Annotated in this window: 16 protein-coding genes; 3 read left to right on the top strand and 13 right to left on the bottom strand. The window is 72.2% G+C overall.

All coding sequences use genetic code 11. The annotated features are described in order from the left end of the window. Positions 1–57: 57 nt before the first annotated feature. The 10 genes from ABGB17_RS28380 to ABGB17_RS28335 all read right to left on the bottom strand — a co-directional run bounded on the left by ABGB17_RS28380 (position 58) and on the right by ABGB17_RS28335 (position 14,155). On the bottom strand, positions 58–564 hold the full coding sequence (locus ABGB17_RS28380) for a hypothetical protein (RefSeq protein ID WP_347634928.1): 507 nt from the start codon (positions 562–564) through the stop codon (positions 58–60). Positions 565–608: 44 nt separating this feature from the next. Beyond that, positions 609–1,301, bottom strand: coding sequence for an HAD family phosphatase (locus tag ABGB17_RS28375; RefSeq protein WP_347634926.1), 693 nt, complete (start codon positions 1,299–1,301; stop codon positions 609–611). A gap of 83 nt (positions 1,302–1,384) precedes the next feature. Further along, complete coding sequence (locus ABGB17_RS28370; RefSeq protein ID WP_347634924.1) at positions 1,385–3,094, bottom strand: glycoside hydrolase family 3 N-terminal domain-containing protein; 1,710 nt, start codon at positions 3,092–3,094, stop codon at positions 1,385–1,387. A 40-nt stretch (positions 3,095–3,134) separates the two neighbouring features. Further along, positions 3,135–5,078 (bottom strand): hypothetical protein, encoded by a 1,944-nt coding sequence (locus tag ABGB17_RS28365; RefSeq protein ID WP_347634922.1) that lies wholly within the window; start codon positions 5,076–5,078, stop codon positions 3,135–3,137. A gap of 40 nt (positions 5,079–5,118) precedes the next feature. Next, positions 5,119–6,876 (bottom strand): carbamoyltransferase N-terminal domain-containing protein, encoded by a 1,758-nt coding sequence (locus ABGB17_RS28360; protein WP_347634920.1) that lies wholly within the window; start codon positions 6,874–6,876, stop codon positions 5,119–5,121. Positions 6,877–6,925: 49 nt separating this feature from the next. Further along, entirely contained in the window at positions 6,926–8,305 is a 1,380-nt protein-coding gene (locus tag ABGB17_RS28355) for a TrpB-like pyridoxal phosphate-dependent enzyme (protein WP_347634918.1), read from the bottom strand. Then, a complete protein-coding gene (locus ABGB17_RS28350; protein WP_347634916.1) occupies positions 8,302–8,604 on the bottom strand; it encodes a phosphopantetheine-binding protein in 303 nt (100 codons plus the stop codon). The genes ABGB17_RS28355 and ABGB17_RS28350 overlap by 4 nt, the downstream gene beginning before the upstream one ends. 43 nt (positions 8,605–8,647) lie before the next feature. Next, a complete protein-coding gene (locus tag ABGB17_RS28345; RefSeq protein ID WP_347634914.1) occupies positions 8,648–10,015 on the bottom strand; it encodes an FAD-linked oxidase C-terminal domain-containing protein in 1,368 nt (455 codons plus the stop codon). Positions 10,016–10,109: 94 nt separating this feature from the next. After that, a complete protein-coding gene (locus ABGB17_RS28340; RefSeq protein WP_347634912.1) occupies positions 10,110–10,565 on the bottom strand; it encodes a hypothetical protein in 456 nt (151 codons plus the stop codon). Further along, on the bottom strand, positions 10,562–14,155 hold the full coding sequence (locus tag ABGB17_RS28335) for an SDR family NAD(P)-dependent oxidoreductase (protein ID WP_347634910.1): 3,594 nt from the start codon (positions 14,153–14,155) through the stop codon (positions 10,562–10,564). Before ABGB17_RS28335 ends, ABGB17_RS28340 begins: the two co-directional genes overlap by 4 nt. Before the next feature lie 579 nt (positions 14,156–14,734). Here ABGB17_RS28335 and ABGB17_RS28330 point away from each other — a divergent pair. Genes ABGB17_RS28330 through ABGB17_RS28320 form a run of 3 tightly spaced genes read left to right on the top strand, consistent with a single transcriptional unit; the run spans position 14,735 to position 18,304 of the window. Beyond that, a complete protein-coding gene (locus ABGB17_RS28330; protein ID WP_347634908.1) occupies positions 14,735–15,910 on the top strand; it encodes an acyl-CoA dehydrogenase family protein in 1,176 nt (391 codons plus the stop codon). Beyond that, positions 15,910–17,484, top strand: a complete 1,575-nt coding sequence (locus ABGB17_RS28325; protein ID WP_347634906.1) for an amino acid adenylation domain-containing protein — start codon at positions 15,910–15,912, stop codon at positions 17,482–17,484. The genes ABGB17_RS28330 and ABGB17_RS28325 overlap by 1 nt, the downstream gene beginning before the upstream one ends. A gap of 22 nt (positions 17,485–17,506) precedes the next feature. Continuing rightward, positions 17,507–18,304, top strand: a complete 798-nt coding sequence (locus ABGB17_RS28320) for an alpha/beta hydrolase-fold protein (RefSeq protein ID WP_347634904.1) — start codon at positions 17,507–17,509, stop codon at positions 18,302–18,304. A gap of 10 nt (positions 18,305–18,314) precedes the next feature. Here ABGB17_RS28320 and asnB read toward each other — a convergent pair whose 3' ends face one another. The 3 genes from asnB to ABGB17_RS28305 are packed head-to-tail and all read right to left on the bottom strand — an operon-like array spanning position 18,315 to position 22,445. Beyond that, the gene (asnB, locus tag ABGB17_RS28315; protein WP_347634902.1) at positions 18,315–20,144 is read right to left on the bottom strand and encodes an asparagine synthase (glutamine-hydrolyzing); all 1,830 of its coding nucleotides are present in this window, start codon (positions 20,142–20,144) and stop codon (positions 18,315–18,317) included. A 34-nt stretch (positions 20,145–20,178) separates the two neighbouring features. Next, complete coding sequence (locus ABGB17_RS28310; protein WP_347634900.1) at positions 20,179–21,429, bottom strand: MFS transporter; 1,251 nt, start codon at positions 21,427–21,429, stop codon at positions 20,179–20,181. After that, on the bottom strand, positions 21,429–22,445 hold the full coding sequence (locus tag ABGB17_RS28305; protein WP_347634898.1) for a ParB/RepB/Spo0J family partition protein: 1,017 nt from the start codon (positions 22,443–22,445) through the stop codon (positions 21,429–21,431). The genes ABGB17_RS28310 and ABGB17_RS28305 overlap by 1 nt, the downstream gene beginning before the upstream one ends. Positions 22,446–22,598 lie beyond the last annotated feature (153 nt).

Raw genomic sequence — 22,598 nt, 5'->3', positions numbered from 1 at the left:
GCCGTCCAGGGTAAAGCCTGCCCGCCCGCCGTCCACAACCGTATTTCGCGCCGGACGTCAGACGAGCAGGTCGCCGATCTCCTGTGTCGCGTACCACATCAGCTCGTGGGCCTCGGCGCCGTCCACGGCGAACCGGGCGTCCTCGTCACCGGTGTCCGCGGCGAACACGGCGGCGATGGCCTGCTCGATGTCCGGCATGGCCTGCAGGTCGTCCACGTGGACCGCGGCGATCACACTCAGCGGCACGGGGACGGCGAGGGTGACCCGGGCGCGGTCCTCCAGCTCGGGGCTCGTGCGCACCGCGTCGTCCGGCACCTCGGCCGCGACGACGACCCGGCGGGCCGGGGCGGGCCGCCCGTCGGCGCGGTCGTCCGCCAGCAGGCGCAGGGACGCCCGGGCGGCGTCGGTCAGGGCCACGTACTCCAGCTCCTCGGTGTCGCCCGAGACGTACCACTCGACCAGCGCGGGGGTCACCGCGTAGCCGGTCAGCGGGGCCGGGCCGAGCTCCCCGTCGGCGGCCACCCGGGCCAGCGCGGGCAGCGTGCATGGCAGATAGACGCGCATGCGTTCCTCGATCACGATGGGTGCGGCGCCGGGGCGCCGATGGACTACACGAGTGTGCCAGCAGCGGCGCCGCCCGCCGTACCTGACGGGCCGGAAGGCCGCAGCGGATGGCCGAGCAGCTCCTCCATCTCGGCGATGGTCGCCTCGGCCTCGCGGTGGTGGACGCCGACGAGACCCAGCGCGCGGGCCGCGTCGACGTTGGCCACGATGTCGTCCACGAAGACGCACCGCTCGGCGGGCAGGCCCACGAGGCCGAGGGCGTGGTGGAAGATCGCGGGCTCGGGTTTGCGCATGCCGACCTCGCCGGAGATGACGATGCGGTCGAAGTAGTCGTCCCAGCCGTCCCGGATGTAGTGGTCGCCCCACGAGTTGGACAGCAGGCACGTCACGACGCCCGCCGCGCGGGCGGCGACCAGCATCTCGTACATCAGGGGCACCGGGCGGAACCCGGCGAACATGCGGGCGAGCAGCCCCTCGGCGACCGGCGGGCCGCCCTCGATGGTGAGCAGGCGGGCGGCGAGGTCCCTCTCGAACTCGGCCACCTCGACCTCGCCCCGCTCCAGCGCGTGGATGGGGTTGCCCCGCCCGTCGCCGTCGTACGCCTCGCGGATCAGCTCGGTCATCAGCTCGCGGTAGTGGAGGGCGTCGATGCCGTCGGCCACGAGCCACTCGCTGATGGCCTCGTGCAGGCTCGTGGTGAGCACGCCGCCCCAATCGATGAGCACACCTTTCAGCACATCGCGCTCCTTCGCTCGGCCCCCAGGAGGACCCGGGCCTATCAGGGTAAGCCTCGCGAAGTGCTCGGCGCGTGCCCGGCCCTCTAAAGCAGATCGACCGGCAGTTCACCGGAGGGGGTGAGGGTGCCGTCCAGGGCCTTGGCTGCGGCCCTGAGGGAGGCGCTCCCGGCCGAGTAGACGGCGAGGGCGGTGTCGTAGCCGTCGAGGCGGGACAGCTCGTAGGGGGCCGACAGGGAGACGACGGTGACGTGCTTGCCGGTGGCGGCCATGGCGGTGACCAGGCGGGACTGGGCGGGGCCGGCGTCCTCGGTGGTGACCACGATCGTGTCGGCCCGCGCGGCGGCGGCGCGGGCGGCGGCGATCTCGGACGCGGTGGGGGTGGCCGCGGTGGGGGCGGCCTCGGCGCCGTCCAGCAGGGACGCCAGGGTGCGGGCGGCGGGTCCGGTGACCAGGATGTCGCCCTTGAGGGGGAGGTCCCCGGCGCCCTTGACGGCGGTGACGGCGCGGTCGGCGATGCCCTGGGCCGTGTCGCGGTGCTCCTTCGACCGCAGGACGGCCTCGGCGCCCGCCGGGTCGGCTTCCGGTGCGGAAAGGATGCCGCGTTCGGCCTTCAGGGTCAGGAGGCGGGTGACGGAGGCGTCCAGGCGGTCCTCGGTGATGCGGCCCGACTTCACGGCGGCCAGCACCGCGGCGTACGCCTTGGGGAGGTCGGGGGGCATGAGCAGCAGGTCCACGCCCGCGAGGACGGCGCGGACGGCCACCTCGGCGTCGCCGTACTTCTTGCGCACGCCCGCCATGTCCAGGGCGTCGGTGGAGACGACACCGTCGTAGCCGAGGTCGTCGCGCAGGAGGCCGGTGACGATCTTCTTCGAGAGGGTGGCGGGGGCGCCGGAGCGGTCCAGACCGGGCATCACCACGTGGGCCGTCATCACGACGTCCACGCCCTTGCCTATGGCGGCGCGGAACGGAGGGGCGTCCAGGGCGCGCCAGCGGGACGGGGAGTGCTTGATCACCGGGAGGCCGGTGTGGCTGTCGACCCCCGTGTCGCCGTGGCCGGGGAAGTGTTTGGCGGCGGCGCCGACGCCCGCGTCGTGGAAGCCCTCCACGGCGGCGGCGACCATCTCGGCGACCTTCCCCGGGTGCTCGCCGTAGGACCTGGCGCCGATCACGGGGTTCGCCGGGTTCACGTTGACGTCGGCCACAGGGGCGAAGTCGAGGTTGACGCCGAGGGCGCGCAGCTCCGTGCCGGTGACCTTCGCGGCGTCGCGGGCGGCGCCGGGGTCCCCTGTGGCGCCGATCGCCATGCTGCCGGGGACGTCGGTGACCAGGTCGCCCAGCCGGGACACCAGGCCGTTCTCCTGGTCGGCGCCGATCAGCAGGGGGGTCTTCGCCGCCTTCTGCAGCCCGTTGGTGAGGCCGACCAGTTGCCCGGCGTCCTCGATGTTGCCCGACCAGGGGAACAGGATGACCCCGCCCGGGTGGTACTTCCCGACCACCTCGGCCGGGCTGCCGACGCCGTACCTGGCGCGGTTCTCCCCGTGCGCGCCGCCCGCCTCGGCTCCGTACAGCACCGGCATGAAGAGCTGGCCGACCTTCTCCCCCAGGCTCATCCCCTGGAGCCGCTCGGCCACCGGATCGGCGGACGGGGCGGGCGACGGGGGCTCCGGCGGGGCCGGCGCCGGGGTGGTCGCCGCCCTGGAGGGGACCGGTTCCGCGTCGGACCTCGCCCCGGAACACCCGGCGCCCATGGTCGCGATCAGCAAAAGCGCGGCCACGCGCGTTGGTCGACCCATGGCATTACGGTAGCCGCGCCGCCGCCCGCCCGCGCCGCCATCAGTGGTCCGTCCCGGCCACCGGCGCCGGTCCGCTCAGCCTCATCCTGGCGACGCGCACCAAGTGGAGGCTTTCCGGTCCGGTGCCGAGGCGGGAGATCTGCGCCAGGACGCCGTCGGGGTCCCTGGCGGCGGCCGGCCAGGCGTAGGCCAGCTCGTTCGCCCCCGCCCTCAGCAGGGCGGGCGGAAGGGTGATCCGGTGCGTGGTCCACTCCGGTGTGACCGTGCCCGTGTGGCAGAGGTGGCCGTTGAGTCTCATGGCGAAACGGCCGTCCGGGAGGGCCGGGCCGGCCGCGAGCACGATCTCCAGGCCGAGCGGGCGGTCGCCGGAGGCCAGGAAGCCGTAGCGGCTGACCGGGGCGCGTTCGCCCAGGAACACCGTGGCCGACTCAGGCCCCCCGTCACGTTCCCGCCAGAACGGTTCCAGCAGATTCACCTCGCCCTGTTCCTCGACCCGGAGCCCCAGCCAGAGAGCGTCCAGTTCCTTGCGGAGCAAGGCCTCGCCGGCCTCGTCAAGCACTCGCAAAGCGCGCTGAGCGAACCGAGCGTCCAGAACGGCCAGGTGGGAGAAGTTCTTCAGGAACCAGTACATGCGTTCCGACCGGTCCGCGAGCCGGTCGCCGGACAACCAGAAATGCGCGTCCGGCATGGACATGGCGAAGTAGGTCGTGAGGTCCCTCACGCTCGCGCTGTCGGTGCGCGCCGCGCGGGCCAGCCAGTACTCGACGGTCTCGGCCGGCTGGCCCCAGTGCTGGTTGTGCAACGCCGACAGCAGGTAGCCCGCGGCGAGGTCGCGCGACGGCACGCCGGCCGCCGACGCCGTCGCCCGCCATCCGGGCGCCGTCTCCAGCCCGGCGCCGGCGAACACCTCGGCGGTGATGTCGTGGGCGACCAGCTGGAGCGACTCCAGCGTGTGGTGGCAGTAGTCGAGGAACACCTCCTTGCCGAACGCCTTCGCGCCGTACCGCGCCCGCAGGAGGGCCGGCACGTCGACCAGGCGGCAGCCCGGGTGACCGCCCAGCAGCCGGAGCTCGGCCGCGACCTCCGGCGGGCACCGGCGGTCGTAGTTCGCCGGGTCGGCGCCGACGCTGATCGCGTGGCTGAGCAGTTCGAGCCCTTCCTCCTCCTGGCCGGACCGCACGAGGCCACGGCCGATGATCTCCAGGGGGCGGGGCGTGGTGCCGCCGTCGAGGCCGGCGAGCCGCTCGGCCAGCGCGCGTTCCAGGCCGGGGTCGGGCGCCGTCCCGTCCTCGTCCGACAGGGCACCCAGCCGTTCGCGGGTGGCCACCCACTCCGCCACGCGGTCGCCGGGCAGCCAGGTCGGCACGGTCCACGGGGAGAGCCAGTCGAGCTGGTTGACGGCCGGGACCACGACGACCACCCGCACGCCGGCCGAGGCGCACAGCTCCTCCACCTCGCCGCGGAACCGCCGGGCCAGGGCGGCCACCGCCGCGCGCCGCGCGCCGAGATAGCCCTCGAACCCGCCGCTCGCGTAGGTCCGCGCGATCGTCTCCCGGTCATCGGGTCCGAGCCAGGGGGTCGACCGCAGGAAGTTGTTGCCCACATAGAGCACGATCAGCGCGGACCCGAGCTCCACGGCCGCGCGGCACAGCTTCAGCGCGCCGCCGGGCGCGAGGTTGTTGACGGTGAGGTCCACCAGCTCCAGCCGGTCACCCGGGTCGGCCGCCCGGAACGCCGTCCTGCACAGATCGGCCAGCGTCACGACGGGATCGAGCAGGAAGCCCCTGGCGACCGACTCGCCGATCAACGTGACCCGGAACGGCTTCTCCGGCCTGACGGAGATCCGCTCGTCCCGCGGCCACGACCCGCTCTGTCTCGGCCATTCGCCGAGCGGCGGGTCCGCCCGCCGGACCAGGGCCGTCCCGTCCGGCGACAGCCCCCACGGCCCGATCCCCTCGTCGATGACCCGTCGACCCGTTCCCATCGCGCCCCCTTCCGCTGGATATGCCGGCACGGATTCGGTCTCAGAAGAAGCTGTAGACTTCCCGGCCCGTCTGGAGCCCGGCGCCCGCCACGAACCGATGCTCCTCGCGGGCCGCCTCCCGCAGGCCCTCGCCGATCTCCCTGGCGTCCACGAGGACGTTCTCCAGGCACAGCAGGTCCAGCGACGAGCGCAGGAAGGTCCTCAGCGCGTCGACCGGCGTGCAGACGATCGGTTCGTCACTGAGGTTGAACGAGGTGTTGAGCAGCACGGGCACGCCGGTCAGCTCACCGAAGCGGCGGATGAGCCCGTGGAACCGCGGCGCCACCGACGCGTTCACGGTCTGCACGCGGGCGGTGCCGTCCACGTGGGTGACCGCGCCGAGGAGGTCCGGCCTGCGCACCGAGAAGAGGTCGATCATGAATGGGGAGGTGCGGTCCATGGAGAAGAACTCCTGTGCCCGCTCCTCGAGCACCGCAGGGGCGAACGGCCGGAACTCCTCGCGCCATTTGATGTCGGCGTTGAGCCTGTCGCGCATGCGTGCCGTGCGGGGATCGGCCAGGATCGACCGCGCGCCGAGGGCGCGGGGGCCGAACTCCATGCGGCCCTGGAACCAGCCCATGGTCCGGCCCGCCGCCAGCGCGGCGGCCACGGCCTCCAGCAGCCCGGCCTCGTCGCCGAACTCCTCGAACCTGATGCAGGCAGCGGACAACATACGGGTGATGCCGTCGCCGTCGTACCGGGGGCCGAGATAGGCGTGGCGCATGGCCGGGGGCACCGACGGCTCCGGCGAGGCGGACATCTCCGCGCACAGCGCCGCCCCGAGCGCCGTGCCCGCGTCTCCCGCCGCGGGCTGGACGAACAGGCGCGTGAAGCGGGAGCGGTCGAAGGCCACCGCGTTGGCGCGGCAGTTCAGCGCGACGCCGCCGGCGAGGCACAGGTTCGCGGACTCCTGCCGTTCCGAGAGCCAGTGCAGCAGGCTCGTCACGGCCGACTCCAGCACCGCCTGCCCAGAAGCCGCGACGTCCGCGTGGTGCGCGAGGACCGGCTCGCCGTGCCGGCGCGGGGGCAGGCCCAGCAGCTCGGCGAGGTTGCGCAGGTAGCCCTCGGGCTCGCTGAGGAAGTCCATGACCCCGGTGTCCAGGGTGAACCGGCCGGCGGCCTCGTCGACCGCGAGAAGCCGCCGCAGCTCCGGTTCGTACTTCGGCGTGCCGTAGCTCGCCAGGCCCATGACCTTGTACTCGTCGGAGTTCGGGCGGTAGCCGAGGTACGACGTCAGGCAGGAGTAGAACAGGCCGAGGGAGTGCGGGAAGCGCACGTCGCCGAGGCGCGTGAGCTCCGGGCCCCTGCCGCTCCAGAAGGAGGTGGTGTCCCATTCCCCCACCGCGTCGCAGACGAGGACCGCCGCGTCGCCGAACCCGGAGACGTGGTAGGCGCTCGCCGCGTGCGCGTGGTGGTGCGGGACGAAATGGATCTCGCCGGTCCAGTGGAGACCGTCGCGCAGCCGCATCTCGGTGTCGTCTGCGGACGGCCGCGCCGGCGCGGCGCCGGTCCTGCGCGCCCGCTGCCATTTCTGCCGTTCGCGCTTGTCGGCCGGAACCTCGTAGAAGGCCAGGCGGTCCACGTCGGCGATCGTCGCGCCGGCCTGGTCCAGGCAGTACCGGACGGCGTTCACGGGCAGGTCCGCGTCGTACTTGCGGCGGGTGAACCGTTCCTCCTGGACGGCGCCGACGATCTGCCCGTCCCTGATCAGGCAGGCGGCGGCGTCGTGGTAGTAGGCGGAGATCCCCAGTGTCAGCATGCCGAGTCCCCTTCCGTGCGCACAGTCCTCCTTCCGGCCGGCCGCGTCCCTACTCGAGGCTCCGCAGGGACGCCTGGATGTCCGCGTCGCTGGGCGCCGAGTCGACGATCTCGCCGGAGAGGTACTTCTCGTACGCGCCGAGGTCCAGCAGGCCGTGCCCGCTCAGGCCGAACAGGATGACCCGCCTGCTCTGCCGCCGCCTGGCCTCCAGCGCCTCGTCGATGGCGCATGCCACGGCGTGCGCCGATTCCGGTGCCGGCACGATTCCCTCGGCCTTCGCGAACGCCACCCCGGCTTCGAACACGCGGGTCTGCCCGTACGACACGGCTTCCACCAGGCCCTTGTCGTACATGGCGCTCACGATCGGCGCGGCGCCGTGGTAACGCAGCCCCCCGGCGTGAATGTGATAAGCGGTGAATTTATGGCCGAGCGTGTACATCTTCACCATGGGCGTCACACCGGAATAGTCCGTGTGGTCCATGAGGTAACGGCCCCGCGTCATCTTCGGGCACGCCTCCGGCTCGACCGCCACGAAACGGGTGCCGGCGTTCTCCGCCTTCGCCGCCCGGTAGAACGGGAACGTCAGACCGGCGAAATTGCTCCCCGCCCCCATGGCCCCGATCACCACGTCGGGGAACTCCCCCGCCATGGCCATCTGCGTCAGCGCCTCCTCACCGATGACGGTCTGGTGCAGCAGGACGTGGTTCTCCCCGCTGCCGATCGAGAACCGCGCACCGGGGCGGCTGTTGGCGTACTCGATGGCCTCGGCGTTGGCGATCCCGAGACTGCCGGGTGTGTCGGGATCGGCCCGCAGGGCCGCGCGGCCCACCTCGGTCTCCTCGCTCGGGCTCAGCAGCACCCGGGCACCGTTCAACCGCATCAGCACACCCCGGTAGGGCTTCTGCTCGTAGCTGCACCGCACCATGAAGACGGTGCAGCCGATGCCGTACGGCCGGCAGGCCATGGCGAGGGCGCTCCCCCACTGTCCCGCCCCGGTGCCGGTCACGATCTCCCTGATCCCGGACCGCTGGTAGTAGTAGGCCTGCGGCAGCGCGGTGTTGAGCTTGTGGCTGCCCGACGGGCTCGTGCCCTCGTACTTGAAGTAGATGTGCGCCGGCGTGCCGAGCTCCCTTTCCAGCCGGGTGGCCCGGTACAGGGGGGTGGGCCGCCAGCGCTGGTACTGCGCCCGGACGGGCTCGGGGATCTCCACGAAACGGGAGCGGCTCCTGGCCTGCCGGAACATCGACAGCGGCAGTTGCGGCTGGATCGGGTGGCCCTCGCCGGAGAGCGGCGCCGAGGACGGCCCGCGCGCCGGCTCCGGCACCTCTATGTCCAGGTCGGGAAGGATGTTGTACCAGTGCCGGGGCACCTGGCCCGGGTCCATGGTGAACACGTCCCCGGCGGCGTTCACGCTCTGCTCCACGGTCACGCCGTCCGCCCGCTCTCCGACGCGACGCCGCCTCCGGTCACCGCCTGGCGGATCATCGCGATCAGGCTGCCCACGTTGTCGAGGTTCGCGTTCATGACGTCCTCGTCGTCGATCTCGACGTTGAACTCTCGCTCCAACGTCACGAGGAGCTGCAACAACGTCAAGGAGTCCATCCGGACGACCGACGAGTAGAGCGATATATCGTCGGTCAGGCGCTCGTGATCGAGATCCAGGTCCAGCACGCGAATGATGGCGTCCTTGATCTTCACCGTCAGCTCCGAGTCACTGAGCCGGTCCATTCCTCACCTTTCCCAACCACACATGAAGCGCCTTTTCGGCATGTCAGAGGACCTTTCCGGGATTCATGAGCCCGAGCGGGTCCAGCGCGTCCTTCACGGCCCGGTGGACCTCGATTCCCTCGTCGCCGAGTTCGTCGCGGAGCCAGCGCCGTTTGAGCGTCCCGACCCCGTGTTCCCCGGTGAGCGTGCCGCCGAGTTCCAGCGCGGCGCGGAACATCTCGCCGGCCGCGGCCCAGACCTTCTCGGGGACGTCCGCGGCGGCGTGGTCGTAGAGGAACGTGGGGTGCAGGTTCCCGTCGCCCGCGTGCGCGACGGTCGCGACGAAGACGCCGTGCCGGTCCGCGATCCGCCGGATCAGCGTGAGCATCTCGGGCAACCGGGACCGGGGCACGGCGAAGTCCTCCACCATCGTCCTGCCGAGGCGTGACACGGCGGCGAGGGACTGGCGCCGGATGTCCATGAGCCGCCCGGACTCCTCCGCCCCGGTGACGACCTCGGTGGCCAGGGCCCCCGTGTCCGCGCACAGCCGGGCCATCGCGGCCGCGGCCCGCCCGGAGCCGGACGAGTCGAACTGCCCGAGGAGCAGGGCGGCCCCGCGCGGCAGGCCCGGCGCCTTCCACTCCTCCAGCTCACGCAGGGTCACGTCGTCGACCAGTTCCAGCAGGCTCGGCCGCAGGCCGGCGCGGGTGAGCGCGAGCGCCGCCCCCGCGGCCCGCGCCGCGTCACGGTAGAAGGCCGCGGCCGTCGCCGGAGCCCCGGCGGGCCTCGCGCGCAGCCGCAGGGTGGCACCCGCGATGACGCCGAGCGTGCCCTCGGAGCCGACGAACAGGCTCGTGAGGTCGTACCCGGTGACGCCCTTGGACGTCCGGCCGCCGGTCCGCAGCAGCCGGCCGTCGGCGAGCACGACGTCGAGGCCGAGCACCGAGTCGCGGGTGACGCCGTACTTGTAGCAGCGGAAACCCCCGGCGTTGGTGGCGAGGTTCCCCCCGAGGGTGGAGCGCTCGGCGCTGCCGGGGTCGACGGGATACATCAGGCCGAGCTCCGCCGCGGCCCGGGCGAGATCTGCGGTGATCACCCCCGGTTCCACCACGGCCAGCATGTCGTCGGCCGACAACTCCCTGATGGCGGTCATCGCGTCGAGCACCAGCACGACGCACCCGGCGGTGGCGGTGGCGCCGCCCGCGAGGCCGGTGCCCGCGCCGCGCGGGACGACGGGGACGCGCCGCCGGGTGGCGAAGCGCATCGTCGCCACGATGTCGGCGACGCCGCGCGCCACCACCGCGCACAGCGGCTCCCCCGCCGCGGCGTGCGTCTCGTCGTGCCGGTAGGCCGCCAGCCGGCCGGGATCGCTCACGATCTCGCCGCCGGGCAGGCACCCCGCCAGCTCCGCGACGATCGAGTCGTTGCCCACTGTCGAACACTCCCGCCGCTGCCTCGTCCGTCGCGGTCCCGGCCCCGCGAGCCGTTCCCCGGTCACCGGGGTCCGGGGCACACGCCCGTGCGCCTCACCTGTGCAGGGACGACTCGATCGCCAGCCGGATCAGCGGCCACGACTTCATGAGCTGGTCGCGGTCCATCGACGCCTGCAGGTCCGGATGGCCCTTCTTGCCGAGGATCTCGGGCAGTTCGAGGAACCGGCGCTCGATCCAGCCGAACGGGTCCGCCGACAGCTCCTCGTCGAAGGCACGCGGCCCCACGTCGCCGTTCTGGAAGTCGGGGTGGTGGTGGTAGCGCTGCTCCGGCGCGTCGGAGTCGATCCGGGTCGACAGGTCGATGCGCCAGATGCCGCCGTCGCCGACCGGGAGGACGCGGTAGCCCTGCGCGCCGTCCCGGTGCGCCGTGCCCTCGAAGAACTCCGCTCTGCGGATGTCGATCCGGGCCCCGGCGTCGACCTGCTCGTAGTGCTCCACCCAGTACTGGACCACTATGGCCACCTGGCCGTTGACGAATGTGTAGATCACGGACGCCACCCTCCTTCGAGGTCGTTTCTGGTCTGACTGCTGCGGGTCTCGGGCCCTCGGTCCCGCGGGAGCCGGGCCGTGTCCCTTTCGATCTCCTCGGCCAGCTCCCTGACCGTCGGGCGTTCGTACAGATGGCGTACGGCCAGCCGGGTGCCGAACGCGGCGTTCAGCCGGTCGACAAGCCGGATGGCGTTCAGTGAGTTGCCGCCGAGGTCGAAGAAGTGGTCCTCCCGGCCCACCGACGGCTCTCGCAGCGTCTCCCGCCACACCTCGGCGACGGCGCGCTCGGTGTCCCCCATCGGTTCCGGATGGCCGGCGCGGTGCCCACCCGGCTCCGCGCCGTCGTGCCGTGCCGCGGCGGGGGCCGGGGACGTGCCGCTCTCCCGCGCGACGTGCTCGTTGCGGTGGTCCAGACCGATGAGGACGTGCGCCGCGGGGTCCGCCAGCGCGGCCGTGAAGAGCCGGACACCGTGGTCGGGCGGTATCGGACGGAAACCGCGCCGCTCCACGGCGGCCGTCTGGCCCGCGCTCGTGGCGGTGCCGGCCCACAGGCTCCAGGCGTGGCACTGGGCCGGGTGGCCGAGGCGCCGCCGGTGCTCGGCGAAGGCCGGCAGGAATCCGCTCGCCGACGCGTAGGCGCCGAAGGCCGTGCCGCCGAAGTGGCCGTTGACCGACGAGAACAGCACCAGGAGGGCACCCGGCCGGTCGTCGAGCACCGAGGCCAGCGCCCTGGTGCCGTGGACCTTGGCGCGGTACATGCGGTGGAACTCGGCGGTGCTCTCGCGCGGCAGCAGATGCGACTCGATGTCGTGCCAGTACCGCGAGATGTCGTCGCCCGCGAGGTGGAGCGCCCCGTCGAGCGGCCAGCCGTACCGCCGTTCCGCGGCCGCCACCGCGTCGCCGAGCGCGCCGGCGTCGGCCACGTCCGCCTGGTGGTAGGTCACGTCGCCCAGTTCGGCGAGCCGCGCGAGTCGCCCGGCGCGTTCCCCGGCGGCCGGCGAGCGCCCGGTCAGCAGCAGCCTGACGCCGTGCTCGGCGAGCAGGAACCGCGCCAGCCGGTACCCGATGTCGCCGAGCCCGCCGGTCATCAGGTAGAGGCCACCCGGCAGGATCCGGTGGGCGGGGTCACGCGGCGCGCCGTCCGCCGGCCGCAGGCGGGGGACGAGCCGCGTGCCGGCCCGGTACGCGACCACTTCCTCGTCCCCGGCGTCCCCCAGTTCGGCCAGGACGGCGGGGACGGCCGAGGCGCCGCCGGTGTCGCCGTGGCCGAGATCGAGCTGGCGGACCCAGCGGACGCCGCTCTCGGCGTTCGCGGTGCGCACCAGGCCGTTGACCGTCGCGTGGACCGGCTCGACCGCGTCGGCGTCGCCGGTGGGGCACGCGCCGGCCGTGACCACGAGCAGCCGGGGCCCGGGACGGCCCGCGCACGCCTTGATCAGCAGATGCACCGACGGGGCGGACAGCTCCAGGCCCCGGTCGTACGCCTCGGAGTCGCCGGCGTACCGCGCGGTGGCCCAGCCGTGCACGAGTGCGCCGAGGCTCCCGTGCTCGTCGCGCAGCACGCCGAGCAGCTTGTCGTAGCCCGCCGGGTCCGCCGGGTCGATCTGGTACTCGTGCCGCGACCGCCGCGCGTACGCGGGGCCGGGGACGACCGAGACGACCGCGGCCCCGCCGCCGCCCCGCTCCGCGCGCAGGCGTTCCGCGAGATCCCCGTGGCCGAAGACCAGCCAGGTGCCGGCGGGCGCGGGCCCGGGGACGCGGGTCGCGGGCGTCCACGCCGTCCGCGACAACCATCCCGCCGTGTCCCCGCCGGGGGCGGGCGCCGCCGGGTCCTCGGCGAACTCGCCCGCCTGGTACGCCTCGAGCAGCCGCCGGCGTTCGATCTTCCCCGCGGACGTCTTGGGGAAGCGTTCCCGCGGCACCGGCACCACCCTCCGGGGCCGCAGCCCCACCTCCTTGGAGAGCGCGGCGCCGACGGCGTCCGCGACGTGGCGGGGCCGCCGCAGCCCCTCCTCGGTCAGCGAGCAGAACACGATCAGTTCGTCGGTGCCGCTCTCGTCGTCGTGCTCGGCGCACGCGGCGGCGAACGTGGGCAGGACGCCGCCGACACGTTCGACGACGGACTCGATCTCGTGGCAGGGGTAGTTGGCGCTGCGGATCACGATCATGTCCTTGGCCCGGCCGGTGATCACCAGCCGCCCCTCGTGCACGAAGGCGAGGTCGCCGGTGTCGAACCACCCGTCGGCGGTGAACGACTCCAGGTCGGCCTGGGGGTTGTTGTGGTAGCCGTCCATCAGGGTGACGCCCCGCACCTGCAGGCGCCCCACGTGGTCCTCCGGCAGGAGGCCGCCGGCGCCGACCACGCGCACCGACGTGCCGCGGACGGGCCGGCCCACCTCGGTGTACGTGGGATACCCCGGTGCCGGCGCGGGCAGCACGGTGAGCGCGCCGTCCGTGGCCCGGCCGCCGACCGTGACCACGCCGGCCGTCTCGTCGTCCCGCCGCAGGGTCGAGTGCACCACCCCGCCGCACAGCTCCGACATGCCCCAGGCGGGACGCATGACGTCGGGCGCCAGGCCGTGGGGGGCGAGGAGGTGGAGGAACTCGTGCATGGTGTGGCTGACGATCGCCTCGCCGCCGTTGGTGATGTCACGCAGGCTGGACAGGTCCCACCGGCGGCGCGCGATCTCGCCGGCGAGGCGGGTGACCAGCGTGATGACGAAGTTCGGCGCCGACGTGTTCGTGGCCCGGTAGCGCTCGATCCAGGTGAGCCACCGCAGCGGGTCGGCGATGAAGCTGCCGGTGCGCGCGTTGACGTGCTCGCACATCAGGATCACGTCGCGGAGGTTGTGCATCACCATGCCGGCCACGTGGTCGAGCGGCATGAAGTTGAGCGTGACGTCGTCGGCGCCGAAGCCGTTCACCATCGCGTTGGCGTAGGCGCGGGTGATCACGGTCCGGTGGGAGTGGCGTACGCACTTGGGCACCCCGGTGCTCCCCGAGGTGAGCAGGTGCACCGCCGGTTCACCGGGGCTCCCCCGGTACAGGTCCCCGGTGGGCTCCGGTGCCCGCAGGTCCTCGATCGCGAGAGTGCGCAGCGCCGTCGTCTCCCAGAGGACCCCGAGGCCGGCGACCTGGGGCGCCAGCGCGGCGTCGGTCAGCACAGGTGGCCGGTCCAGCAGCTCCCACGCGCCGTGCATGCGGCGTGTCGTGGCGTTGTCCCACTGGTAGGTGGGCGCGACGCCGATCGGGGTGGGGACGAAACCGCCGAGCAGGCAGGCCCAGAACCCGGTGACGAAGTTGCGGTTGTCGTCGCAGTGGAGCAGGACCGAATCGGCGGGCCGCAACCCGGCGTCCCGCAGGCCGGGCAGGACACGGGCGGCGTCCGCCAGCAGGTCCCGGTAGGTCTGCCGGTCCTCGCTGTCGTCGGCCGGCACGTAGGTGGTCCCCCGGTCGCCGGCGCTCGCGGCCGCGCGCACCAGCGCGTCGGTGAGAGTGGCCGGCGCGTCGCCGGGCAGCACCATCGGCTCGCCGTCGATCTGTGCCATCGGCCGGTCCGCGGGTGTGCCGGGTGACGGCGCGGTCGACATGGCATCCCCTTTTCTGCTCGTGCTGTTTGTCGTGCCTTTCGGCGCACGTGCAGAAGCGACCGCCTGGACATGGCGAAATGCCAAACGAAATGGTCCGTGGCGCCGCTTCTGGCACTGTGGCGAAAATGAACCCGCGGCCGCCGGCGTCCGTCGGTCATCCCGGTCGTGAGCGTGAGGCTCCGCCGAGGAGGCAATGGGGGAGAGGGTTTGCGTCTTCTCCGGCTACCTTGCCCGATCACAGTAACCGCCAGCGGCCGCGGGCAAAAGATCGGCGCACGCGCCGGGGCGCGCCTCCCGCTCCCCCGCCGCGGTGGCCTCGCCGGTGAAGATGCCGGGCGTCGACGCGTCCACGCTGGTGGTGAGCGCATGGCGGTCCTCGTCCGGGGCGGGAAGGGCCCGGTGCCGCGCTGTTCAACTGCTGCCGTGGAGCAGTTGAACAGCCGCCGCGCGTGATCGCGTTTCCCCGAGAATCAACTGACCTTGGAAAAGCACGGCGCCGAGATTAGGATTTCGTGTAATTCCGTCCCGGTTCCGCCATGCCGGCCGGTGTCCCCGACCATATCAACTGAATGGAAGAACATGAGGTTCGAAAGGGACGACGGCGAGGACGAGCTCTATAACACATTCAGGCGCCTCGGCGAGGAGTCGTTGAGCACCGATGTGGCGGAACGGGAAAAGGACGGCGTCTTCCGGCGCGAGGACTGGCTGCTGTGCGCCGGGCACGGGCTGCAGGGGCTGATCCTGCCGGCCCGTCACGGCGGCGGAGGGCGGGACGCCGGCGCCTACGTCCGCGCGATGGAGGGGCTCGGGCACGGCTGCGCCGACAACGGGCTGCTGATGTCGCTCGGCGCGCAGATCCTCTCGGTGCAGGTGCCGATCTGGCAGTTCGGCGACGAGGAGCAGTGCCGCAGGTATCTGCCCGGGTTCGCGTCCGGCCGGCTCGTCGGCGGCAACGCGATGACCGAGCCGGAGACCGGTTCCGACGCGCTCGCCCTGCGGACCACCGCGGAACGCGACGGCGACGGGTACCGCATCACCGGGCGCAAGTGCTACGTGACGAACGCCCCGCTGGCCGACGTCTTCGTGGTGTACGCGTCGATCGATCTGGCGCTGGGCTTCACCGGGGTCACGGCGTTCCTGGTCGAGCGGGACGACGGCGGGGTCGTCGTCAAGGACGGCGGCGCGAAGATGGGGCTGCGCACCGCGCCCTGGGGCGAGGTGGAGCTCGACGGCTGCCGGGTCCCGGCCTCCCGCAGGCTCGGCGCGGAGAAGCAGGGGTCCGCCGTGTTCGCGCGGTCGATGGCGTGGGAGCGTGCGCTGCTCCTCGCGCCGTGGCTCGGCGTGATGCGGCGCGAGATCGACCTGTGCGTCCGGCACTGCAGGCGGCGGCGCCAGTTCGGCAAGCACATCGGCCATTTCCAGTCGGTGTCCAACCGGCTGGTCGACATGTGGATCCGCTGGGAGGTGGCCCGCATGCTGACCTACCGCGCCGCGGCCGAACTCGGCACCACGGGGCCGTACTTCTTCCCCGAGGTCGCCAAGCTCTACGCGAGCGAGGCGGCGGTCGACACCTTCACCGGCGCGCTGCAGCTTTACGGGGCCCTCGGATACACCGCCGGCGGGCGGGTGGAGCGGAACCTGCGGGACGCCCTGGGCATGACCGTCTCCTCCGGTACGTCCGACATGCAGCGGGTGATCATCGCGAGCCGTCTCGGGATTCCCTGGCCCGAGCGGGTGGATGGCGGGAGTGGATGATGCGTACCTTGACCGACTACCTGGACGAGCAGGCCGCGGCGCGGCCGCAGGCCCCGGCCGTCGAGTTCCAGGGCGAGTCGCTCACCTACGGTGAGCTGCACCGGCGGAGCGCGGCGTTCGCCGCCACCCTGCGCCGCCGGGGGATCGTCCCGGGCGCCAGGGTCGGCGTCTGGTTGCGCAAGTCCGTCGAGGCGGTCGTGGCGATCCACGGCGTGCTCAGGGCCGGGGCGGCGTACGTGCCGATCGACCCGAGCGCGCCCCTGCCCCGGGTCGCCCGGATCATCGCCGACTGTGACATCACGTGCCTGGTCGCCGACGCGGGCGACACCGCGCTGCTGCCGGAGCACCTGGCGGCCGACCGCCTCGTCGTCGCCGTCGGCCCGGCGAAGGACGCCGCGGGGGACCCGCGGCAGGCGAACGTCGTGCCGTGGGAGGAGGCCGTGGACGGCGCGGGCGAGCCGTCCCCCGCGGCCGCTCCGCAGGCCGGCCCGCGGAGCGTGGCCTACATCCTCTACACCTCCGGGTCCAAGGGCGTGCCCAAGGGTGTGGCCCTGACCCACGGCAACGCGTGCGCCTTCGCCGAGTGGGCCGTCCAGGAGTTCGGCCTGCGCCCCGCCGACCGGGTCTCCAGCCACGCGCCGTTCCACTTCGACCTGTCCGTCCTCGACCTGTTCGCCACCTGCCGTGCCGGCGCCTGCGTCGTGCTCGTCCCCGAGTCCCAGGCCGGCCTCGGCGGCGCGCTGAACAGGCTGGTCGCGGACCTGGGGATCACGGTGTGGTACTCGGTGCCGAACGCCCTGACCCGCATGCTGGCCGCGAGGAACAGCGAACTGCTCGCCGGGTCGGCGCTGCGCGTCGTGTTGTTCGCCGGGGAGACGTTCCCGCTCGCGTACCTGCGGCGCCTGCGGGCCCTCGTCCCCGGCGCGGACTTCTACAACCTCTACGGCCCGACCGAGACCAACGTGTGCACGTTCCACCGGGTCACCGCGGACGACGTCGCGCCGGACCGCACCGAGCCCGTCCCCATCGGGCGGCCGTGCCCGTACGCGACGGCGTTCCTCGTCGATCCCTCCGGCCGCCCGCTCCCCCACGAACCGGGGAGCGAGGGCGAGCTGTGCGTCGCCGGCGAGTCCGTGATGGCCGGCTACTGGCGGGACGCCGAGCTGACCGCGGCGAAGACGGCGCTGATCGCGCGGGACGGCGCGGAGCCGGTGGCGGCGTACCGGACCGGCGACATGGTGATGGTGGACGCGGACCTGAACTACGTGTTCCGCGGGCGGCAGGACGACATGGTGAAGATCCGCGGGCACCGGGTGGAGCTCGGTGAGATCGAGTCGGTGCTGGCGGGCACGGAGAACGTGCACGAGGTCGTGTGCGTCGCGGTCGGCGACGACGAGAAGCACATCGAGGCGTTCGTGGTCCCCGGCTCGCATCCGTGCGAGGTGTCGCGCCTGCGCCGCGCGTGCCTGGCCGCGCTGCCCCGCTACATGGTGCCCGAGCGCATCCACGTCATCGAGACGCTGCCGCGCACCCGGACCGGCAAGATCGATCGACGTTCGCTGATCGAGTCGTGACGGCGCCGTACGGCGGGTGCCCGTGAAGACGCTCACCGAGACCTGGTGGAGCGACGCCATCGGCCGGCGCAAGTCCGTCACGGTGGCGCTGCCGCCGGGGTACTCGCCTGACGGGCCGCCGTTCCCGGTGCTGTACCTGCTGCATCCCTACGGCGGCGACCGCCGCTCATGGTTGCGGTGCCAGGACCTGGCGTCCCACGTGGCCATGGGCCAGATCATCCTGGTGCTCCCGGAGTCGGGACGCTACTGGCTGATCAACGACGCCGGCGGGCGGAGGTACGAGGACTACCTCGTGGACGAGGTGGTGCGGTACGTGGACCGGCACTTCAACACGTTCGCGCACCGGGGCGGGCGGGCCATAGCGGGCTTCTCGATGGGCGGCGCGTGCGCTCTCTTCCAGGCGCTGCGGCACGGGGACCTGTTCTCCGTGGCCGCCAGCAACAGCGGCGCCTTCGAGGCGCCGCTGCGCGTGGGGGACCCCTACGCGAGGTACCGGGACGACACGCGGCTGATGATGCCGACGACGCGGGACCACGAACGGGTGTGGGGCCCGCCCGGGAGCGCGACCCGGGAGACGTACGACCCGTACCGGCTGCTGGCGGCACGGGACCGCGGCCTGCCGCTGAGCGTCTACCTCGACGTCGGCCTGGACGACTACGACCGGGTGATCTCGATGAACAGGAACATGCGGGACGCGCTGTCGGCGCATTCCGTCCCGCACGAGTACCGCGAACGCCGGGGCGGGCACGACTGGGAGTTCGTCGCCGCCGGGCTCGGCACGCTCTTCGGCTTCGTGCGGGACCACCTCACCTGGCCGTGAGCGCGCGCCGTCACGCCACGACGCGCACGTTGTAGCTCTGCAGCCACCGGTTCATCTCCAGCAGATAGGTCAGGCTGATGGCCGGCGTGGCGGCGGTGATCGGCCCGGGCAGGTCCGCCCGCCGCTCCGCCAGTGCGGCGCGGACCTTCCCCCGGTCCACCAGGTCGAAGACCGGCGCGTCGGGATCGCCGAGCATGTCGAGCACCAGCTCGGTCACCTTCCGCAGGTAGCCGGAGTCGCGGCTCGCCGGGTACGCGCTCTTCTGCCTGCGGACGACCTCGCCGGGCAGCAGGCCCGCGGACGCCCGGCGCAGCAGCGCCTTGGCGGTGCCGCCCGCCGTGCTGAGCTCCGCCGGCACGTTGAAGAGGTACTGCGCGAGCCGATGGTCGGCGAAGGGGACCCGCACCTCCAGGCCCACCGCCATGCTCATGCGGTCCTTGCGGTCCAGCAGCGCCCCGAGCCATCGCGTCACGCCGAGATGGAACACCTCACGCCGCCGGCGCCGGGCGGCGTCCTCGCCCTCGACGACCGGGACCTCCCGCAACGCCTCGTGGTACCGGTCGGCCTCGTACCGCTCCGGCTCGATCCGCCGGCGCACCTCCTCCCGCAGCAGGCACTCGGGCTGGCGCCTGGCGTACATCCACGGGAACGACGGATGCCCGACGTAGCCGGGGTCGAGCTGCCAGGTGTACCCCCCGAACACCTCGTCGGCCGTCTCGCCGGAGAGCGCGACGGTGCACCGTTCCCTGACCGCCTTGAACAGCATGTACATCGAGGTGTCGAGGTCGCCCCACCCGGGCAGGTCGCGGGCCCGGAGCCCGAGGTCGATGCCCTCCACGAGCCGTTCGGTCCCGACGCGGGTCACGACGTGCTCGATCCCCAGCTCCTCGGCCACCATGAGCGCGTACGGCTCGTCGGCGCTCGGCCGCCAGGAGTCGCCACCCGGGTCGTCCGACGAGGGAACGCTCACCGAGTAGCTCGTGAGGCCGCCGCCGAGCTCCCGGGCGGCGAGCGCCGTGATGGCACTGGAGTCGATGCCGCCGGAGAGCAGCGTGCCGACGGGCACGTCGGCCACCACCTGGCGCCGCACGATGTCCTCGAGGAGTTCGCGCACGTGGTCCGTCGTGCCCGCGAGGTCCGCCTCATGGGGCCGTGCCTCCAGCCGCCAGTACCGGGTCTCCCTGACGCCGCCCGCGCCGGCGACGACGACGCATCCCGGCCGCACCTCGCGCATGCCGCGGTAGACACCGTGGCCGGGGGTCCTGGCGCGGGGAAGGGCCATCAGCTCGGCGATGCCCTCCCCGTCCAGCTCCGCCGTCATGGCGGGATGGGCGAGCAGCGCCTTGGGCTCGGACCCGAAGACGAGCCCGTCCCCGAGCCGGGCGTAGTACAGCGGCTTGATGCCGAGCCGGTCCCTGACCATGACGAGCTCGCGCCTGCCCTGGTCCCACACGGCGAAGGCGAACATGCCGTTCAGCCGCGAGGTGAGGTCCGCACCCCAGTGCAGGTAGGCCGTCAGCAGCACCTCTGTGTCCGACCGTGTCGAGAAGGACCAGCCGTGCGAGACGAGCTGTTGCCTGATCTCCTGGAAGTTGTAGATCTCACCGCTGAAGGTGATCACGACGGGTTCGCCGTCCCGTCCCTTCCGCACCATGGGCTGCCTGCCGCCCTCGATGTCGATCACGGCGAGCCGGCTGTGCCCGAGCGCGGCGTGCCGGGAGATCCACACGTCCTGGGCGTCCGGCCCCCGTGGCACCAGCGTCTTGGTCATGCCGGAGATGACCGGCCCCTGAAGCGTCAGATCCTGCTGCCAGTCAACCCATCCGGCGATACCGCACATGGTGGTCCTTTCCGTGAACTGACGTGTGCACCGTTCAGGCCGCGGCCGGGCCGGGAAGGCGCCTGCCGAGCCGGGCGAGGGGCGACACGGACATGAACAGGGGCGAGAGGAACAACGCGAGGGCGGTGAGGAAGACGGCCGGGCGCAGCCCCGCCGCGTCCCCCAGATAACCGCCGAGCAGCGAGCCGAGCGGCGCGAATCCCAGTGCCGCGAAACGGACCGTCGCCGACACCCGCCCCTGGTACGCGTCCGGCGTGATGGCCTGCCGTATCGAGGTGACGGCGACGTTGACCGTCTGGGCCAGGGCGCCGAAGAGGAAATTGATGGCCATGAGCAGGGCGATGGTGCCGATCCCCGAACCGTGCACCGCGGCGACGCCGAGCAGCATCGCGTCGGAGACCGCCGAGGCGGCCAGGAGCAGGACACCGTAGCCGAGCAGCCTCGGCAGCCTCGCCGAGAGCAGCGACCCCACGAGCGCCCCGGGGCCGAGCGCCGCCAGGCACAGGCCCACCGCGGCCCCCGAGAGCCCCAGTTCCCGGGGCAGGAAGATCAGGTAGACCGTCATGAACGCGGCGAGCGCGAAGTTGAAGGCACCCGAGACGAGCGCCACCGCGCGCAGCGCGGCGTCCCCGCCGACGACCACGAGCCCTTCGCGGATCTGCCGCACCATGCCCTCGCGCCGCCCGGCGGACGAAGGCACGGACTCGGGCCTGCGTATCCGCCAGATCGACAGGAACGAGACCGCGAACAGGACCGGGCCGGCCGCGACCGCGACGGGGGCGGTGAGCAGGGTGACGAGCCCGCCGCCGAGCGACGGGCCGCCGATCTGCGCCGCCGACCGGGTGCTCTCCAGCATGCTGTTGCCCTGGATCAGTTGCTCCCGGTCCACCAGCCGCAGGAGATACGCCTGATAGGCCACGTCGAAGAAGATCGTGAAGATGCCCACGAAGAACCCCGCGACGTAGAGCGTGGCGACGCCGAGCGCGTCGAACGCGTAGGCCAGCGGGACCACGGCGAGCGCCAGCGCCCGGCCGCCGTCGGCCAGCAGCATCACGCCGCGCCCGCGCCACCGATCCACCCATACACCTACGAAGAGAGCGAACAAGAAGATCGGCACCTGCTGTACGGCGCGCAGCAGCCCCACCTGCTCCGATCCGGCGCCGAGCGCGACGACGGCGGTCAGCGGCACCGTCAACTGGGTGATCTGGCCGCCGAACTGGGAGGCCGTCTGACCGGCCCAGAACCTGAGGAAGTCACGGTCGCGCCGCAGGCTGGGGACGGGCACTAGGCGCCGATTCTCTTATTCCGCTTCAACTCCTCCCCGAAGGAATGCCATATCTCCGCGTAACCCTGCACCAGCTCCGCTATGGGCTCCGCGCAGTGCGGGGGCATGCTCTCGATGATTTTGTGTTTTTCCCGTACCGCCATCGCACACACGTCGAGCATCCGGAGCACGGCCCTGCCGGCCTCGCTGAACCGTAACGACGGATCTTTCCTGACCCTCTCGAAGATGGACATGAGTTCGTTTATCGATTTCTGGCCGTCGGCCCGTTGTCTACCGTCGATCACTTTGGCGCGGCCGTATCTGCCGCCGTCGGGCCCGCGCCTCGTTTTCGGTACCACGTCCATTCCGCGGCGCATACGGTCGCGTACGTCGGCCACCGTGGCCGGTGAGATTCCGGCCACCTTCGCGATCTGCCGCAGGGAGGCGGAGGGATCGCTCTTGATGAGTTCGCTGGCACGTTGACGGCCCTGCGCGCTGCTCAGCGGCCTGTACCGCCCGTCGCGGCCCAATCTGGCCTGCTGTTCGACCGCCGGCTCGGGACGCAGCTCGGAGGCCTTCTTCGCCGAGATCCCGGTCAGCGAGGCCACCGCGCGGTCCGACAAGCGGGGGTGGGAACGGAAGATCCGTTGCGCGGCCGCCACGCGGTCCGCCAGCGACAGCGGCAGCCCGTGCCTCATGTTCGCCACCACGGAGTACACGAACGCGTCGTCCTCGTCCCCGTCGAAGAACCGCGCCTGTATGTGGCTCTGCCCGCGCCGCAGCGCCGCCCGTACGCGGTGCATGCCGTCGATCACTTTCATCGTGCCGCGGTGCACGACGATGGGGGGCAGGCCCGTCTCGAGCTCCGCCAGCAGATGGACGTGCGCCAGGTCCTCACCCTCGAGACGCGGTGAGCACGCTCCGAGCAACGAACTGACCGCGAGCAGCTCGACGGGAGACTCACGCAGGTCCGCCATATTGAGGGTGGCCGAAACCACCCCGCTGTCGATTTCGCCACTGTCGGTAGAATTGATCACGTCTGCAGGGACTCCTTGCCGCATCAGCAACCCGGGCAAATTGCTGTCGGTGACTGTTCGACTACCACATTCACCGTTCAAGAAATGCGCATGCCGAAACGACGTTCTACATCTGCCGCCCCCGATCGAACTCCGAAATATTTCGTGCCGCCG

This window comes from Sphaerisporangium sp. B11E5 (genome assembly GCF_039871875.1).
Lineage (GTDB): Bacteria > Actinomycetota > Actinomycetes > Streptosporangiales > Streptosporangiaceae > Sphaerisporangium.
This window is presented reverse-complemented; position numbering and strand designations above follow the sequence as displayed.